16 protein-coding genes and 5 pseudogenes are annotated in these 16,081 nt (G+C 65.0%); 12 read left to right on the top strand and 9 right to left on the bottom strand.

Annotated features, from left to right (window positions below; genetic code table 11):
- Nucleotides 1-159: 159 nt before the first annotated feature.
- Both ABZ833_RS37335 and ABZ833_RS37330 read left to right on the top strand, forming a co-directional pair.
- The gene (locus ABZ833_RS37335) at nt 160-351 is read left to right on the top strand and encodes a toxin-antitoxin system HicB family antitoxin (RefSeq protein WP_361056669.1); all 192 of its coding nucleotides are present in this window, start codon (nt 160-162) and stop codon (nt 349-351) included.
- A complete protein-coding gene (locus ABZ833_RS37330) occupies nt 348-644 on the top strand; it encodes a type II toxin-antitoxin system PemK/MazF family toxin (protein ID WP_361056666.1) in 297 nt (98 codons plus the stop codon). Before ABZ833_RS37335 ends, ABZ833_RS37330 begins: the two co-directional genes overlap by 4 nt.
- A gap of 324 nt (nt 645-968) precedes the next feature.
- On the opposite strand, the gene ABZ833_RS37325 is transcribed toward ABZ833_RS37330, so the two are convergent.
- Both ABZ833_RS37325 and ABZ833_RS37320 read right to left on the bottom strand, forming a co-directional pair.
- Entirely contained in the window at nt 969-1,484 is a 516-nt protein-coding gene (locus ABZ833_RS37325) for a hypothetical protein (protein ID WP_361056663.1), read from the bottom strand.
- Nucleotides 1,485-1,488: 4 nt separating this feature from the next.
- Complete coding sequence (locus ABZ833_RS37320; protein ID WP_361056732.1) at nt 1,489-3,042, bottom strand: DUF4157 domain-containing protein; 1,554 nt, start codon at nt 3,040-3,042, stop codon at nt 1,489-1,491.
- Nucleotides 3,043-3,694: 652 nt separating this feature from the next.
- Here ABZ833_RS37320 and ABZ833_RS37315 point away from each other — a divergent pair.
- Together ABZ833_RS37315 and ABZ833_RS37310 are read left to right on the top strand one after the other, a co-directional pair.
- The gene (locus ABZ833_RS37315; protein ID WP_361056660.1) at nt 3,695-4,009 is read left to right on the top strand and encodes a hypothetical protein; all 315 of its coding nucleotides are present in this window, start codon (nt 3,695-3,697) and stop codon (nt 4,007-4,009) included.
- A 78-nt stretch (nt 4,010-4,087) separates the two neighbouring features.
- The gene (locus ABZ833_RS37310) at nt 4,088-4,582 is read left to right on the top strand and encodes a hypothetical protein (RefSeq protein ID WP_361056658.1); all 495 of its coding nucleotides are present in this window, start codon (nt 4,088-4,090) and stop codon (nt 4,580-4,582) included.
- Nucleotides 4,583-4,645: 63 nt separating this feature from the next.
- Here the strand turns inward: ABZ833_RS37310 and ABZ833_RS37305 are convergent.
- The 3 genes and pseudogenes from ABZ833_RS37305 to ABZ833_RS37295 form a co-directional block, all read right to left on the bottom strand.
- Nucleotides 4,646-4,866: pseudogene (locus tag ABZ833_RS37305) on the bottom strand (transposase family protein); the annotation flags it as partial.
- A 305-nt stretch (nt 4,867-5,171) separates the two neighbouring features.
- A complete protein-coding gene (locus ABZ833_RS37300; protein ID WP_361056655.1) occupies nt 5,172-6,119 on the bottom strand; it encodes a GDP-mannose 4,6-dehydratase in 948 nt (315 codons plus the stop codon).
- Nucleotides 6,120-6,129: 10 nt separating this feature from the next.
- Nucleotides 6,130-7,398 (bottom strand): hypothetical protein, encoded by a 1,269-nt coding sequence (locus ABZ833_RS37295; RefSeq protein ID WP_361056652.1) that lies wholly within the window; start codon nt 7,396-7,398, stop codon nt 6,130-6,132.
- Between the two features lie 213 nt (nt 7,399-7,611).
- On the opposite strand from ABZ833_RS37295, the pseudogene ABZ833_RS37290 reads away from it, so the two are divergent.
- Both ABZ833_RS37290 and ABZ833_RS37285 read left to right on the top strand, forming a co-directional pair.
- Nucleotides 7,612-8,364, top strand: a pseudogene (locus ABZ833_RS37290) (transposase family protein).
- A gap of 91 nt (nt 8,365-8,455) precedes the next feature.
- A pseudogene (locus ABZ833_RS37285) lies at nt 8,456-9,273 on the top strand (IS5 family transposase).
- A gap of 6 nt (nt 9,274-9,279) precedes the next feature.
- Here the strand turns inward: ABZ833_RS37285 and ABZ833_RS37280 are convergent.
- Nucleotides 9,280-9,774 carry a TetR/AcrR family transcriptional regulator gene (locus tag ABZ833_RS37280; protein ID WP_361056729.1) on the bottom strand — a complete coding sequence of 165 codons (495 nt, stop codon included), beginning with the start codon at nt 9,772-9,774 and terminating at the stop codon, nt 9,280-9,282.
- A 141-nt stretch (nt 9,775-9,915) separates the two neighbouring features.
- On the opposite strand from ABZ833_RS37280, the gene ABZ833_RS37275 reads away from it, so the two are divergent.
- Nucleotides 9,916-10,884 (top strand): SDR family NAD(P)-dependent oxidoreductase, encoded by a 969-nt coding sequence (locus ABZ833_RS37275; RefSeq protein ID WP_361056649.1) that lies wholly within the window; start codon nt 9,916-9,918, stop codon nt 10,882-10,884.
- Nucleotides 10,885-11,095: 211 nt separating this feature from the next.
- On the opposite strand, the gene ABZ833_RS37270 is transcribed toward ABZ833_RS37275, so the two are convergent.
- Nucleotides 11,096-11,278 (bottom strand): hypothetical protein, encoded by a 183-nt coding sequence (locus tag ABZ833_RS37270; RefSeq protein ID WP_361056646.1) that lies wholly within the window; start codon nt 11,276-11,278, stop codon nt 11,096-11,098.
- A 118-nt stretch (nt 11,279-11,396) separates the two neighbouring features.
- On the opposite strand from ABZ833_RS37270, the gene ABZ833_RS37265 reads away from it, so the two are divergent.
- A complete protein-coding gene (locus ABZ833_RS37265) occupies nt 11,397-11,528 on the top strand; it encodes a hypothetical protein (RefSeq protein ID WP_361056643.1) in 132 nt (43 codons plus the stop codon).
- A gap of 966 nt (nt 11,529-12,494) precedes the next feature.
- On the opposite strand, the gene ABZ833_RS37260 is transcribed toward ABZ833_RS37265, so the two are convergent.
- The gene (locus ABZ833_RS37260) at nt 12,495-12,722 is read right to left on the bottom strand and encodes a hypothetical protein (protein ID WP_361056640.1); all 228 of its coding nucleotides are present in this window, start codon (nt 12,720-12,722) and stop codon (nt 12,495-12,497) included.
- Nucleotides 12,723-12,902: 180 nt separating this feature from the next.
- Nucleotides 12,903-13,373, bottom strand: a complete 471-nt coding sequence (locus ABZ833_RS37255) for a hypothetical protein (RefSeq protein WP_361056637.1) — start codon at nt 13,371-13,373, stop codon at nt 12,903-12,905.
- Between the two features lie 475 nt (nt 13,374-13,848).
- Between ABZ833_RS37255 and ABZ833_RS37250 the strand changes: the two genes are divergently transcribed.
- From ABZ833_RS37250 to ABZ833_RS37235, 4 genes and pseudogenes are all read left to right on the top strand, one after another.
- A complete protein-coding gene (locus tag ABZ833_RS37250; RefSeq protein ID WP_361056741.1) occupies nt 13,849-14,247 on the top strand; it encodes a hypothetical protein in 399 nt (132 codons plus the stop codon).
- A pseudogene (locus ABZ833_RS37245) lies at nt 14,145-14,563 on the top strand (WYL domain-containing protein); the annotation flags it as partial. The gene ABZ833_RS37250 and the pseudogene ABZ833_RS37245, both read left to right, overlap by 103 nt.
- 602 nt (nt 14,564-15,165) lie before the next feature.
- On the top strand, nt 15,166-15,357 hold the full coding sequence (locus tag ABZ833_RS37240; protein ID WP_160502320.1) for a DUF4236 domain-containing protein: 192 nt from the start codon (nt 15,166-15,168) through the stop codon (nt 15,355-15,357).
- Between the two features lie 506 nt (nt 15,358-15,863).
- A pseudogene (locus ABZ833_RS37235) lies at nt 15,864-16,073 on the top strand (AraC family transcriptional regulator); the annotation flags it as partial.
- Between the last annotated feature and the right edge of the window lie 8 nt (nt 16,074-16,081).

The raw sequence follows: 16,081 nt of genomic DNA, 5'->3' as shown, positions 1-16,081 counted from the left end.
CTCCCCATCAGCCCGTCAGATGGGCTGGCACGCTCCCAGGGCACGCACGAGCCCCGCCGCAATGCGGGCTGCCCCCGCTGGAGCTACTCCTGCGCCCGCAGAGCATCCAGGAACCACTACCGATGTACGCCACCGTGTTCCGGTGGCTAGTCTGGTGGCATGACGGTCATGACATTGCGTATCCCCGATGATCTGGACCCCTCGATCCGCGCGAGCGCAGAGGCGGCCGGTATGTCACTGAATGCCTACATCGTGCGCGCCGCGCGCCGCCAGTCCGTCCTCGACGCAGCGCAACAGCTCGCCGACCTCGGCCTCGGTGACGACCTGGCCGGCGAGGGCGACACTCTGTGAGGCGCGGTGACATCTGGACGCTCACGGACGGACGCCACGTCCTGCTGGTGTCCCTCGACGGCCTGGAGGCCACGTTCAGCGCGGTCCTCGCGATCGTGCTGCACCCCTCCGGCCGCTTCCCGGACACCGCCATGTCCGTCGTGATCGGTGACCCGCTGCCGTGCACGGCGGTAGCGGTCAATCTCCAGCAGTTGCGCACGACCCGGTTCGAGGGCGCGCAGCACATCGGCACAGTGGCCCCGGAGACGATGGCACGCGTCGACCAGGCACTGCGCGCCGTCCTCGACCTGTAGTCGCCGGACTCACAGCGAGCACCACCATGCTCTGGCTGCCCCAATGCCAGACGCGGCGGCCTGCGCTGGAAACCCTCCGCAGCAACGTCCCCCGTAGCGTGCGATGTTGCCCCCGCGACCTCCCCCTGCCGCTGTACTGCCCAAGCGCAGCTTTGACTGTGCAAGTCGTGTCCGACCGCGAGGCCGGTGCGCAGAAGGACCCGTTTCAGTCGGACGGCTGCCATGCCCTTCTGCGCTTCCGGGCTCCCGCCGCTCACGCGGGATCTCCGCAACAAGCAGCGCAACGAGACCGACGTCAGCCGCGACGAATGCGGCGGCAGCCTGCTACTGGTCGCCGTCGTCAAACAATCCAATTGAGGCGACATAGTCGCGGGCGGTCCTGCCCACCAGGCCTGGCGACCTAGCCGCCGCGAGGCGTACTGCATCCCTGACCCGTTCCCGAAAACACGAGCCAATCCCGACATTGATCACACTGAGCAGAATCTGGTAACAAAGGTCCTCCTTGTCGACACGGTCGATGAGTTCGAGAAGGAGGTCGACGAAAGGCGGCACGATTCGCGGGTCGTAGCTTTTGCTCAACGCCCAGATCACAGAAGGAGAAGTGACTTCACCAGCCTGACTCACATGTGCAATTAATTCCTCAACAACGAGCGTCACCTCTACCTGCGACAGCCTCCAGTTTGCGTATTCCTTACTCAGAACGGCGGTGATTCCCCCGTCGTCGGCCAGTGGCCGGTAGACTCGCTCGCGCTCGATCAGCAGCCCAAGAATGAGAGCTGCATCCTCCCCGTCCGTGCCGCCCACGCGGACCGCTTCGACAAGTCCTGATACGTCATTCACGGCATCAGCGCCTCAGGTTGTGACCTCGCAGGTTCTCGACATCTACCCGAGCATCGCGGAACCTGAGATAGGGAAAGTACTCCGACCAGGAGTGAGTGCCGGCAACACCGGCTGGCGGACGGCTGAGGATCCACCGGATCTGCTTGGCACCAGCCAGCCCAGCCGCGGCTTGCGCTGCTTCCGGTCTGACCAGGGCGACAACCGCACCGAGCGTTGCCACCGCCTGCGCTGTCGTCACCCCGGTGTCCCAGGGGGCTACCGCGGGGAGTCCGAAAGTGGGGCCACCTGCGCGAGATCCCCACTGCACCTGGAACCTCATTCCAGCCGCCTTTCCCTTTCCCCGCTCCTTTTCCCCCTTCCTCTTGAACGCGGTCTTCTCCTCACCCACACTCTTGCGTTTGCTCGCCTCTGATCTGCCCCGCTGATTTTTACCCGGCTTGGGTCCTCCTCCCTTGGATTGGCCGCGTGTTTGGATGAACTGCACGAGGGATTCGACGGTTTGCATCACGCCCTCTGTACGCGCGGTGCCAAGATACTTGTTGATGCGAGCCAGGGCGCCCTCGATACTGGCCTGCAAGCCGATCATCTCCGCGATGTACATTTCGAACACAGAGCGAGCCTGCGGGAACACCCCTCCGGTGACCGTAATTGAGACCTCATTTACCTCCCCGCCGTGAACAAGCATGGGAATATCAGTCCGAACAAGTTGGATAAGATCTGTACTGCGGCCGCGAACCTTGCCAAAATCACCCTGGAGCTGTAGGACAACCGCTTCTGCCTCGGCGCGGCCAGTGAAATGACGGTCGTCGACGGCAAAGGACGCTCTCAATTCGCGCACCCCATCTTCAACACCGAGATAGTTTGTGACAACTACGACATGCCAGGAAGTGAGTTGATATGTCAGTATGTCGCCTGCAAGGGCGGTCCTATATGCAAGGAACAGCTCACGGTCACCTTGTGCCGAGGCTTCGAGAGCGGCAGTCGTGTGAGATCGGATCAGCGCGACCACAGCATCCCCTGCAGAAAGCCAGGCTGTTAGCACGGGGTCCCCAGTCGCCCCCGAGCGAATCTGCCGCCAGTCAGACTGGATCTCGTCTGCGGCATCGAGCGCTTCCTTCCCGGCGGTCTCAATATCTTCCTGCACCGCTGAGGCGCGCGCGGCACCAACCTGCGGAGCGGGGTCTCGCTGCACACCCGGTCCCACTCGTGTGCGGATGACCCGCGCAGCCGTATCAGCAGCTTCACGTTCCGCAAAGTCACTGGAAGTGCTGACAGGCAGAGCACCCGACGGCGCGGTGGCGGACTGCTGGACCACATGGGCAAGTTCATGCGCCAAGATCTTGCGCCCTGGGTCGCTGAGTAGGTCAGGCATCGAGTTTCCCAGCACAATGTGTCGACCGACGGTGTACGCCCTCGCCTGAACGCTCGCAGCCGACTCGGCGGCGCGTGGTTCACTGTGCACTCTTACTCGGCTGAAATCGTGCCCGAAACGTGCTGACATCTCGTCGCGTATGGCCCCCGGGAGTGGCTGCCCAGGCGAGTGGATGACGTTATGCACAATCGGCGGGGCGGTGTTCGGCGTTGGACTCTTGGGCAAGAATGCCGCGGACGTCCCAGTCCGGTGGCTAACCTTCAGTGCCCTGATCACAAGTCCCCCCAGATCTCTGCAGGGTCAGTGCAATGCGAAGGTATGCCGCGGCCGTCACGGCTCCGTCACCCGGCGAGGGGCGATTCGCTCATCGCCCGATCGCTCCCTCGAACTGGGCAGTGAGCGGTGACCGGAGCTGCCTTGTCAGCGACGTGCTTCAGCAGGCCCTGGTGTTTCGGGCTCGGAGCAAGCAGTCCGGGCGAGGCAGCTGATAGTGCAGGTGCCGACGAGGCTCAAGGCTCTGCCGTCTCGCGCGCTCATGGCTGGACGCGCGCAAGCCCGCGAGGCATACCGCGGGCCGGTCGATGCCGTACGCCGGCAACAGCAACGAGATGCGTACGCTGCACTCCTGTCAGCCGCACGGACCTACCTGCCCGAGACACAGCGGCTCGCCTACACCGCGTCCGACATCCGGGATCACCTCATGAGAGGCGACACGAGAAATGGCAGGGGCGGTATAGATGAGGCCCAGACGATTGCCAACTACAGAGCCGTCGGGTCCCTGGACATCGACCCCGTCCGGGACGCTGTCGCTCTGGTGGCTCTGGAAGGACGAAGCCCCGTGTCCTGGGCCGCCGACGATATCGAGCGTCGCGCCGAACTGCTGCACCGCTCGTTGGACCGCTATGCAGCGATGCCTGGGGGCGATTCATTCCTGTGGCCGGAAGACCCAGCAATCATCCGTGAAGGTCTGGAATCTTCGGTCAAGCAGTTCATTGCGGCAGCCCGGTCCCACCTGAACGGCATGCCCTTCGGCCCGTCGCCTGACGGGGAGCGGCGCGGTACGGGGCAGTTCGGTGATAGGGATCTTTGGAATTGGCTCTGGCCGCGGGCTTGGCCAACTCGTCCAACTGCCCCTGAGAACCTGCTCTGCTGAAGCTGACATGCCAGGTCCAGAGGCCGTCGTTTCGACCCCGATCCGTTCCACGTGGGGCTGTCGCGACAGGATAAGGGCATGACCGAGAGTGGAGCAGATCTGCTTGCGTTGTTGCGTGAGCTCGATGATCCGGAGTGGCTGGAGTGGCCCGAGCACTACAACCGTGCTGCAAGTGCAGCTCAGCTCGGCGGTCTGGTGACTCGACTCGAAGGCGATTTCGCAACGTGTTGTACGACTGAGCAGGACACTCAGGACTCAAGTGAATACGGACGCGTCGTCGTGCCTAGGGACGCGACCGTCTGTGGCACCCGGATCGTCATCTGTGTGAGCAAGTTCGGCTCGCTGGCTCGGGTTTGCGCGGACAACCCCGGCGCGTTCCTCGGGACGGAGGAGGCCCAGGCCGAGGGTGAGCTCGACGGCGCTGATCTCGCGAAGGTCAACCGGGCGTTGGGCGAGCTCGGGTATGTCGTGGTTGCCGAGGAACTGCTGGAACGCGACTACGACGGGCCGAGCCGACTGCCCTTGCATGTTCAGCGGCCCAGCTGGTGGCACCGCTTCTTCGGCATCTTCTGACGATCATGTCACTGAAGCAGACATAACACGGTGTCCGTCGGCGAGAGTGAACCTTTTCCAACCTCACACTGATGTGTAGTGAAGGACGAGGACGGCCTTCACCAGGTTGGTGATTCGGTTGGTGCCGCAGCGGAGCTTCCGCAGGAGGCGCCAGCCCTTGAGGGTGGCCATGGCCCGCTCGCCGAGGCAGCGGATCTTGGCGTGGGTGGTGTTGTGGCGGCGCTTCCATCGCTTGAGGCGACGGCCCGAAACGGCACCCGGACGAGTCCGCCGGCGCCTTGATATGCCTAATAGGCACGTGGGTTGGCCGTTGGGCCAGTCCGGGCAGGGGCCGGGCGAGACGTCTGGGCTGTACGCAGCACCGGGAGTGCTTCGACAAGCACGCGAAGCCCTTGGCGGACACGGGTGATCTTGGTCGAGAACCCGTCTACCAGGAGCTTCGTCGTCGCGCCGGACGGTCCAACTCGCGGTCAGCACCGCCAGCCCGGAAAGGGCCCACTGCTCAAGGTGAAGCGTCTATCAACGAGCAAGCTCAAGTGACAACGTCAGGCAGCTCATCGTTCGGATCAGCGTGGCATCCCAACAGGACCTACAGGGGCCGATGCTTCTGGAACCACGAGATCGTCTCAGAGAGACCTTTTTCGATGGAGGCTTCAGATTTCCATCCAAGGACGGCTCGCGCCAGAGTCAAATCAGGGCGTCTGAAGCGTGGTTCATCGGGTACCGGCGGCAAGTATTTGATCTTGGATGAACTTCCGGTGAGCCTGATCACCTCGAGGGCCAGACTCTCGATAGAGATCTCGCACTCAGTGCCCAGATTTATCGGCCCCGGATGATCTGAAGCAGCCATCCTCAGCATTCCTTCAATTAGTTCTGAAATATGGATGAATGACCTTGTCTGATCTCCCTCGCCCGTAACTGTCACTGGTCTCCTGTCTAGCGCCTGGGTGATAAAGGTCGGGACCGCACGGCCATCGCCTCGCCGCATGCGCCCGCCGTACGCGTTGAAAATTCGCACGACGCCCACATCGGTGCCATATGCCCTGGCATGGGCGAACGCGGACACCTCCCCAAAGCGCTTGGCCTCGCCATATATCGAGCGGGCATGCGTCGTGGCAAGGTTCCCCGGATAGCTCTCCGCCTGCGGCTGGACCAAGGCCTGACCATAGACCTCCGAACTAGAGGAGAATACGAATCGCGCATTCTTCCGGTGGGCGAGATTCAGCACGTTCAGCGTCCCGACCGATCCAGTCTCCAGGGTTTTCATCGGCATATGAAGGTAGTCCCGCGGGCTGCTAGGCGAGGCGAGATGGAAGATCAGGTCCACCCGGCCATCGATAGTGATCGTATCGATCACATCTCCACGGACCACTGTCAGCTCGGGAACCCTCAATATGTGATCGAGGTTAGCGAGTTTTCCGGTGGAGAAGTCGTCGATACAAGTTACCCTGAAGGATTGGCGCAGAAGAGCTTCGCAGAGATGCGATCCGACGAAACCGGCACCTCCGGTCACTAGCGCGTGTTTGATGGCCTTCACCTTGTCTCCGTCATAGCTCGGCGATAGGGATCTTGAGAACCTTGCGCCACCGCCAGGCAAGAGAAAGGCATGCTCGCCCGGCAGGCAGCGTGTGCGAGCTGTGTTCGTACTCCTTCACGATGTCCCTGGTGAACAAGAGACCGGCGTAGCCCGAGTTGTCGTCACGCATACGCACAAATGGGCCCTGAGAGTTCTCTGAGAGCATGGGCCCGAAGACTCGGTTGAAAGCGGTCTCCTCGAACACGACAACAGTGAGGATCTCTGGTTTCCAGGTAACCGGGTCTAGCCCGATGCCAAGGAACCAGATCTCGAGGTCATGGTTTCTGCGCATGGTGTCGAGCTCGGAGTATGGAGGATCCTCCGCGTAGTTATAGGTCGCTCCTCGGCGGGCCTGGGAGCTGTCCACTCCGAGGAATTCCTCGGAGTAGGAGCGCAGGACGCTGTGCCAGATGTCAAAGTCTTGGTCCACCCCCGCCGATCTCAGGCCTGATGTGGGCTGGAATTCCCTGGCGGGCGCCACGTGGATGGCGCCCATCGCGGTAGCCACGGCTGAGGCCCTGCGGTCATGAAGGAAGAAGTACGCCCCCTCTGCCCCTCTGCGTACGGTCAAAGTGTTGATACCCGGCAAGGCGCAGCGGCGATCGAACGCGAAAGGGTCGCCGAGCCATCTCCGGTATCGGCCCTTGACCGGGCGGAGCGATCTGCCGTCGACCAGCCGCGCGGCCAGTTCGTATCCGAGAGGCTCGGAGGTGTTGATCATGTCGAAGTAGTTGGCGAGTGTGAAGGACAGCGCCAGCTCCGCTTCACTTTGGAGTTCGTCTTCAGATCTAACTGACATCAGGCGATAAGAGCGTCCGTTGGCCCAGAGTGAAGGTCGCGCGAAGATCTCGATTGCATCGCTATACGAACCGATGTGTGTCCCGCCCTCAGTCAACGGCCAATACCTGAGGAGGCGCGCCTGAGCTTCGACGAGCGCTATGCGCGACGATTCTTGCCGATCGATGCTCAGGGACACGTCCCCGAGATCGAGGGGACTTCCCGGGATCCAGCCGGGCTTCTGCAACAGGGGTATGCCGGGATCGTGGCGATATTCCTTGTGGGCGGCAAGGCAAGCTTCCGTCAGCTCGGCTCGCGCTGAACTGAGCTTCGACCTGACGGCCATGAACCGTTGGGCGCTCGTGGTGCGTCGGCGAGCGGTTAATGCCACGTAAGCACCGGCGGCGCCCGCGCCGGCACTGGCTGAAGCGACGATCAGACTGATCAGCTGGAAGAGTGACATGAGGGGCTGCCTTCTGTCTGAGTATCCGAAGGCTGGAGATTGTTCACCTGAGTCTGACCGCAGGGCCTCACGGTTGTCGATGTCGGCGCTGACACTTGTTGAGGCGTTCCAACCTGACGGGTGATTGGACGGACGACCCCGGCGGTGGGCATGAAGCAAGCTCCTGGTAGACGGGTTCACAACCAAGATCACCAGTACGCCAGGAGCTTTCGCGTGCTTGATTACCCCTCCGGTATCGATCTGTCCAGCCGCACCCTGCAACACCTCTCTGGTCTCCTCACAGGTCACCGTCGTCGGATTGGCTCCCGGTGGCGTCGCCTCACCTGCGGTCGGCAGGCCCTGCTCGTCCTGGCCCACCTGCGCTGCGGCGACACCTACGCCCGCCTCGCAGCAGGTTTCCGCGTCGGTATCACGGCGGTCCACCGGTACATACGCGAGACCGTCGACCTTCCGGCCGAACTCGCGCCCACGCTGGAACAGGCCATAACGACCGTGCGGAAGAAGGCATACGTGATCCTCGACGGCACCATGCTGCCGATCGACCGCATCGCTGCCGACCAGTCGTACTACTCGGGGAAGAAGAAGCACCACGGGATGAACGTGCAGGTCCTCGCGGATCCAGCCGGCCGTCTGATCTGAGCCTCGGACGCCCTACCCGAAGCCGTGCACGATCTCACCGCGGCCCGGACCCAAGGCATTCCCGCCGCCCTGACCGCCGACGACGTCAAGTACTGGGCGGACAAGGCATATCAGGGCGCAGGCCCTGCTGTCCGCGTCCCGTTCCGGGGCAAGAACCTGCGCGGCTGGCGTCGGCGTCACAACCGCGATCACACCAAGATCCGCAGCCTTGGCGAACGCGCCATGGCCACCCTCAAATGCTGGCGGCTCCTGCGGAAGCTCCGCTGCAACACCACCCGGATCACCGCCGTCGTCCATGCCGTCGTCGCACTCGAACTCGCCACCTGATCAGGATGAAAAAGGTTTCAGTGCCTCTAACTGTTTCTAACAAAAGCGGTTGATCATGTGACTGTTGGCGTGTCGACTCGTTGGTCTGGTTGTGGCGAAGCGTCAGTCGCGGCCGTGGACCGTGTCGGATGAACTGTGGTCGCTTATCGAGCCGTTGCTGCCCGAACCGGCACCGAAGCTGGTTCAGGGCAGACCGCGGGTGCCCGATCGGCAGGCCCTGTGCGGCATCTTGTTCGTGCTGCACACCGGCATCCAATGGGAGTACCTGCCCCAGGAGCTGGGCTTTGGCTCGAGAATGACCTGTTGGCGGCGCCTGGCAGCCTGGAACGAGGCCGGCGTCTGGGATCAACTCCACCTCGTTCTGCTGGAGAAGCTGCGCTCGAAGAACCAGCTCGACTGGGACCGGGCGGTGATCGACTCCTCGCACGTGCGGGCGGCCCGGCTGGGCCCAAAAGCGGGCCCAGCCCGGTCGACCGAGCACGGCCGGGCAGCAAGCACCACGTCGTCGCCGACGGACAGGGCATCCCGCTCCCGGTGTCGCTGACCGGCGGAAACCGCCATGACGTCACGCAGTTGCTGCCCCTGCTGGACAAGATTCCGGCAGTGGCGGGCGTGGTCGGCCGCCCGAGGCGCAGACCCGATGCTCTGCTCGCCGACCGTGCCTACGATCACGACAAGTACCGTCGCCTGCTCTGGCAGCGTGGCATTCGTCCGGTGATCGCCGAACGAGGCGTAGAGCACGGCTCTGGCCTGGGTGTTTTCCGTTGGGTGGTGGAGCGCACGATCGCCTGGCTGCACGGCTTTCGACGGCTGCGGATCCGCTGGGAGCGACGCGACGACATCCACGAGGCCTTCCTCGGCCTCGCCACCTGCCTGATCACCCACCGGCACGTCCAACGTCTCTGTTAGGACCTCTTAGCGCACCAGGAGATCGATGGCGACCTTGAGCCGGTCGAGGTAGAACTCCCGTGACGCGGCTTGGTGCTTGAGGCCGATCGATGCGCTGATCATCGTCTGTGCTACCAAGGGGGCCGCGTCCTGTCCTGACTTGACGGCGATTGCGTCTGTGATCAATTCCTCGAAACGTCGCGGTGTGGTTTCGACGATCTCTCCGAGGAGGTCGGGGTTGCCCTCGATGACCGCCGCGACGTCGCGCGTCAGCGGGCCGATGTAGCGTCCTGCCCACTGGTCGAACGCTTCAACGAGGCGCTCCGCAAGGGGGCGTTCGGTCTCGGCCAGGACGTGTTCGACCGTTGTGATGTCTCGCTCCAGGGCCTGGGTGACCGCGGCACGGAACAGAGTCTCCTTCGAGGAGAAGAGAAAGTAGAGCCCGGGCCGGGAGATGTCCGCCGCCCGCGCCACTTCCTCCATCGAGGTCTTGCGGTAACCGAATCGCGCGAACGTGACCATCGCGGAGTCCAGAACCAGGGTCCGGCGATCGGTGTCGGCGGCTGTCGACGGCCGGTGGCCGATATCGGGACTGCTCATGGAACGAGCATACGAGCGAGAACCAGACTATACAACTTCAGTCCAGTTCGTATAGTCGGTGCCATGACTCACGCACTCATCTCCACGCCCTTCACTGCCTCCAGCACCGCGGACGAGGTGCTGCGAGGCGTCGATCTCGCTGGCGTCCGCGCCATCGTGACGGGAGCTTCTTCCGGACTCGGGCTCGAGACAGCTCGTGTGTTGGCCGCTGCCGGGGCGGAAGTGACGCTCGCTGTCCGGAACACGGCTTCGGGTGACGCCGTCGCAGAGACGATCGAGAAGTCGACCGAAGGGATCCGTCCCCGAGTCGTCCGGCTCGACCTTGCCGACAGGAGCTCCGTCACACGATTCGGCGACGCGTGGCGCGGCCCACTTCACCTGCTGATCAACAACGCTGGCGTGGTCACCGGTGGCCTCGAACGGACGCATGAAGGCTGGGAACTGCAATTCGCGACGAACCATCTTGGCCACTTCGCCCTGACCAGCGGCCTTCATGACGCCCTGGCTCTGGGAGCGGCCGACCGCGATGGAGCACGGATCGTCTCGGTCAGTTCGACGGCGCACATGCGTTCCGGCATCGACTTCGACGACCTCCACTTCGAGCGTCGCAGCTACGACTCGCAGATTGCCTACGCCCAGTCGAAGACGGCGAACTCTCTCTTCGCCGTCGAGGCGACCCGTCGCTGGGCGTCCGACGGCATCGTCGCCAATGCGGTGAATCCCGGCGGTATCGCGACAGGACTGCAGCGGAACTTCACAACAGAACAGAAGGAGTCGCTCGCCGCGGCCGAGGCCGCCGGAGTCTTCACCTATAAGACGGTCGGGCAGGGGGCCGCAACAAGCATCGTCGCGGCCGTCGCCCCCGAGTTCGCTCACTCCGGAGGCCACTACCTCGACGATGCACAAGAGGCCTACACCGTGCCGGACGACGCCGACCTCGCGCAGCACCCGCACGGTGTCAAGGAATGGGCGCTCGATCCCGCCATGGCCGAGCGTCTCTGGGCTGTCTCGACCGACCTACTCCGCGCCTGATCTCTCGACGTCGCGCAGATTCTCACCGTTGCCGAGCTCGATGGATCAGAGGCTCCGGTCAGCCATTGCTCCGGCGACCCTGGCGACGGGCCCGGGTCTGCGGCAGTCCCAAGTCCAGCCGGCCGCCTTCGTGGACGACCGGCTCCCCATCGAGGGAGATGGGTCGGGCCATCGGCTCCACCGGCGGCGGAGCACCATGCCGCTCGAGTGATCAGGAATCGTGCGCGGAGATGACGAGTTTCCATCCGCTGCCGGCGCAGCCCTCGTTCGGCGGCGGAAAACGGTGGCCGCGCACGTCGGCGCTGTAGCGGTGGTGCTCCCCGCACTCGCACTCGTAGATCCCCGACTCGGGGACGATCTCGCCGGGGCGGTAGACCTGACCACACCGTGGCACCGTCCGAAACGGAAATCAGCTGGACCACCTGCTCGTACACGGCACCGGCAGCCTCACGCTCCCACTGGGGAGTCTCGGCCCACGGCGTCACGTACGACGGATCCGGCTCCCCCGAATAGTGAAATTCGACTCCGGCGATCCGCGTCTCTATGAAGCGCTCACGGCGAGACTGCGCTCCAAGCTGGGCGTGCCGGGCCTCCTGGAGAAGGTCCGCGGCGCGGGGTACCGCGTCGTCACCCAGGACGCCTGAGAGGTACCTGTTCGTGCAACACCGGATGAGGCCTGCGGCTGGGCCCTGATGCCACCTCTCTGCGTCAGGATCAGCAACGCCGCCACAACGGCTATTTGCTCGGTACAACGCAAAATGGCCCGCACTCCTGGCGATTTCATGCCGAGGATGCGGGCCCGTCGTCGTCGGTTTTGCGAGCCGATACGGCCGCGCATGGCATGCACGCCGGTGATGGCTGCAGCCATCCAGAAGCACGCCCCAGACACCGCAATCTGAGCCGGTGCGTGAAGGAGCAGAGCCAGAACACACACAACGGCAAAGACGATGACGCCGCAGGCTATCGACGTGGTGTCACGCCAGGCGGGTGTCATAGGCCTGCCTACGAAAAACAGGACCCCGATAGACAGGAGCACCATCAGGGCTCCGCTATAGATGAGCCACGAGCTACTGGGCGGGGTGGCGTCCGGCCAGCTCGCGGGCCCGTGCGGGGGTCGAGTTCGCGCGGGACTGCGCGGCGCTGAAATCAACACGACCGTTGACGTACACGACTCCCTCGCCATCAAGAACGGTCCCCGGAGGAAGTTGTATGCCGGCGAGGGCGAGATCCATCCAGTCTGACGGCACGTCGCGTCCAGAGCGGGTCTGCATCGCACGGTGTCTTCGGTCCGCCACAGCACGAGCCGGTGCCCGTCGAACTTCAACTCGTAGTGAAGATCATCGCCGACGGGCAGGGGCGGCGCAGCCTGGGCAAGAGCGACGGAGATGGGCCAGTCCACACCCCGAGCCTGGTGGCGCCCCGCGAGCGCCGCCTGGCGGCCTACTCCGTCCGCGCGCGGCCCGAAACCTCCACCGTGCGGGCGCAACCCGATCCGCATGCCCGCTTAGTCGATGTCCTGCATCAGGAGGCACGACTCGTTTGGCTGGATCGTGTCAGCCCGGGGCTGCGGCACTCAGAGGATCTGTCGGATCCGGTGATGTCGAGGGTTGTCAGGAGCGGGTGGCGTAGCGGCTGTGCTTGCGCAGGCCGGTAGCGATGGTGTCGTAGCCGGTGAGGCGGAGTGCGCCGATGGCCAGTTCGCGGAGCGTGGCCGTGGCCCGGCGCCCTTTCCGTGACATGAGCCGGTGCTGGCTCGACGCGATGTCCCAGAGCGTGTCGGGTACGGCGGCGATCCAAATTCGGGCCGGGTCGGCGTGGCTGAAATGGACGCGCAGCATGTCGTTGGCTCTCCCCGCTGAGCGCGACCGGCGGGGACATCGCAGCGCGAGGGATCAGGAGGTGATAACCGTGTCCTCAATGCGTGCGTACGGGGACCGGCCAGGGGCGGCGGGCAGGTGCCCCTGGCCGGAGCGAGAGCGCGATGGTTCGCTTCGGGCAGGGAACCGGAGCGGACACGGTCAGTTGCAGGCGTGGCCCCAGCCCATGTCGGGGCGCCAGGTCTTGGTGCTCGCGGTCCCGCCCTGCTTCTTCCAGGTGAACTTCGCCTGTACCTGGAAACTGTTGGTCGGCCACCTGCACGGGTTGACCGACGAGGTGCTTGCCAGGTCTTGGGTGCGGTGCCAGCCGTCGTTGTCCTTGGCGGACTTCACCGTCAGCGTCCTGGTGCCGTTGAAGCGCAGGAGCTTCACGTCGTTGACCGCGACCGTGTAGTTGCCACCGCCGGCGGTGTCTGTGATCTTCGCCCGTGCCCGGTATGTGTCGGCCTCGTCGTCCCACCATACGGTCGCACAGCGCTTGACCTGCTTGCCGTAGCACTCCCAGGTGCTGTCCGCGGACGCCATGGACGGTGTGAAGACGATCGATGCGCCCACCGCTGCGACGGTGAGCCCACCAGCCGTACCGATCCGGCCGAGTTGCTTGAGCCTCATGAGGTTCCCTTCCATGTCCCGCGGCCGTTGGACGGCCGCCGGGTCTTAAGCGCTGGCGACGGGAACGCTAGCCGGGAATCCGGGGTGAACCGTGAGGCGTGCGGTGCTGTTGCGCAGCCGTGACAACGTCCGGATTCGGCTGCCGCCGCCAGCCGACCGAGCCCCAGATCTTCCAGGGCGCGAGCGACGGTCGGCCAGGAGGTGACGTCTGGGCAGTACCCGATGCGGTGGTTGGTGACTTCACTCTCAGCCCACCGGCCTGCCTTGCGAACGAAGCTGAGGTCAGCGGCGCGGTGTGCGCGCCCCGCGTTTGGGTTCGGGCGCGGGGACGCAGCCTTCTGGGATGGCGCGTAGAGGGAGAAGGCCCGCAGCGTTGCCCGGACACCTCGTGCGGGACGTGTCGCCGCCTGCGACGCGGGGCTCTGGGGTACGAAAGCCCGGCCGGGCGTGGGTGCTTGGCGTCGGTGCGGCAGTCGTGAGCGTGTTGCTCGTCGCGCTGATCGTCGTCGTGGCGCCGCGCCATCTCCTGGCCTGGGACACTGCCGGCGCCCGCGTTCCAGACCGCGCGAAGGCAATCAACGACATTCGGACCACGCTGCTGCAGGGGCTGGCCGGGGTGGCATTGCTTGTTGGAGCCTTCTTCACCTGGCGGCAATTGCAGGTGACGCGGTACGGACAGCTCAGCGAGCGGTTTACCGCGGCGGTGGAGCAGTTGGGCAGCCACCAGCAACACCACCTTGCGCCGACGGCTCATCGGCCTGTCGCGCCGCCGGCCAGGACCGCACATTTCGCCTGGACCGCGTCACCGGCGTACGGACCCTGCCGGGCTCGTTCGAGCCGCCCGCTGGACTCGACTCCGCCGAGCGCGTCCTGACAGGGCTCGCCACGGCTCCGTACCGGCATGCGGTGGCCTTGCGCATCCAAGGCACGACCGAGCACATTCACACCGGCTTCCGCCGAGCGTCGCGCTCGTGGAGGAACTGCCGGCCCGGGAGACTCCGGACAGCACGGACCCACCGGAGGAGCCGTGGTCTCGCGTAGAGATGCGCGTGGACCGGCTCGACTGGCTGCCTGCCGTACTGGCCTCGCTGGACCGGCCCTTCGCCATCGAGCGCCCGGACAAGCTCCACGACCTCGTCGAAGCCTTCGCCGAACGGCTCCTGCACTCCGCCCGGGCCGGGCGCTCCTAGCGACCTGAGTCATCGAGGTGTCTCAACGGAAAGGGGCGGTGTTCCGGGCGACCCAGGGGGCGAAGGGACGCGGGGCGCGGGGCGCGGCCACGTATGCGTTCCACGTCCGGGTTGAGCGCAGTCCGGCCGGATTCGGGACGGAGTGACGTCCAGGGTGCCGTCGGCGAGTACGGCGAGCACAAACCGGCGAGCAAGCCTGCACCACCTGGAACAGGTCCATGGACCACATGACCGACGTGCACCCCGTGCGCACCCGCAAGGCCGTCACGGACATACGACGCGATCTGCGCCGCTTCCGTGCCCACGGCATCCGCTCCGCCGTCGAACTCGACGAACGCGCCGCTTCGTTCCTGGCTGGCGGCGTTTACCCGCTTCGACCAGCCGCAGAGGACGGCGGCGGCCGCGAGCAGGGGGCGGTGTGCTTGAGTCTCGTCATGCGGGTGAGCTTCGCCGGTCTCCCTCAGCAGCCACATCTTCCCAACTGGCCTCTGTGGGTGGGGGTTTACCCTGAGCGATCACCTGGGGGCATGGACACGGGGGCCGCCACGTACGTGAGGGGCGGCCCTGTCCGGGTACCCGGAGTTGGACATGAGGAGGACTCCATGCCGCTCACGTTCCGCAAGAGCTTCCGGATACTGCCCGGCGTACGGCTGAACATCAACAAGCGCTCGTGGTCCCTCACCACAGGTGGCCGCCACGGCCCCCGCCGCACCCACAGCAGCACCGGCCGGCGCACCACGTCGATGGACCTGCCGGGCCCGTTCGGCTGGCGCCGCACAACGAAGCGACGGTAAGAGGACAGCAGGAGAGCAGCCTTGAGTCGGCTCCGGGCCCGCGCGGAAAAATTTGATGCCGCGACGCGCTGCGCCCTGTTACGGCCACGCACGCCAAGCGCTCGGCTGGAAACCCCAGCCGAGCGCTGCCGTCCCCGCAATCCGGCCGTTCTGACGGGTCTGCGTGGAAGGAGCGACGTTCAACGTGCACTCGCCACACGGGAAGGGACCCGCCCGCACCCAGAACCGTCGCCGCCCACCACTGCGGCGAGCGAGCCGACCCCGACCACTCCCCCGCCCGACCCGACCACCACAGATCAGGCCACGGCACAACCGGCCCGCCGATGACGGCTCGAAAAGTGCGCACCCACCCATTTCTTGCGGCGATCGACCCATCGCCGATGTCGTCGCCGGGGCGCGGTCGGGCGGCCCAGGACCAGGCCGTGGACACTGAAGTGGTCGGCGAGCAGAGCGAGTTCGCTCGATCGGTGGACGTGCCGGACTCGCCGCTTCGTACCCTGACCAGGGTGGAGGATCATACGGCTACCAGGATCGCTGCACGTCCGGCGCCCGCCTTGCGACGCTACGTCGGCTCGTATGTCGGTTTTGACCTGCACGGCTTCCCGGCGGGGGTGCACTGCCGTCCGCCCGGCCGGGTGCTCACTGCGGTGATCAGCCTCTCCGGCCCTTTGGAGGTGGCGGCGGGCGTCGACGACGGCTCACCGGTCACCCGATTCGACCCGGC

Source organism: Streptomyces sp. NPDC047525, from assembly GCF_040643025.1.
Taxonomy (GTDB): Bacteria; Actinomycetota; Actinomycetes; order Streptomycetales; family Streptomycetaceae; genus Streptomyces; species Streptomyces durmitorensis.
Note: the sequence above shows the minus strand (reverse complement) of the source record. Positions and strands in the feature narration are given on the sequence as shown.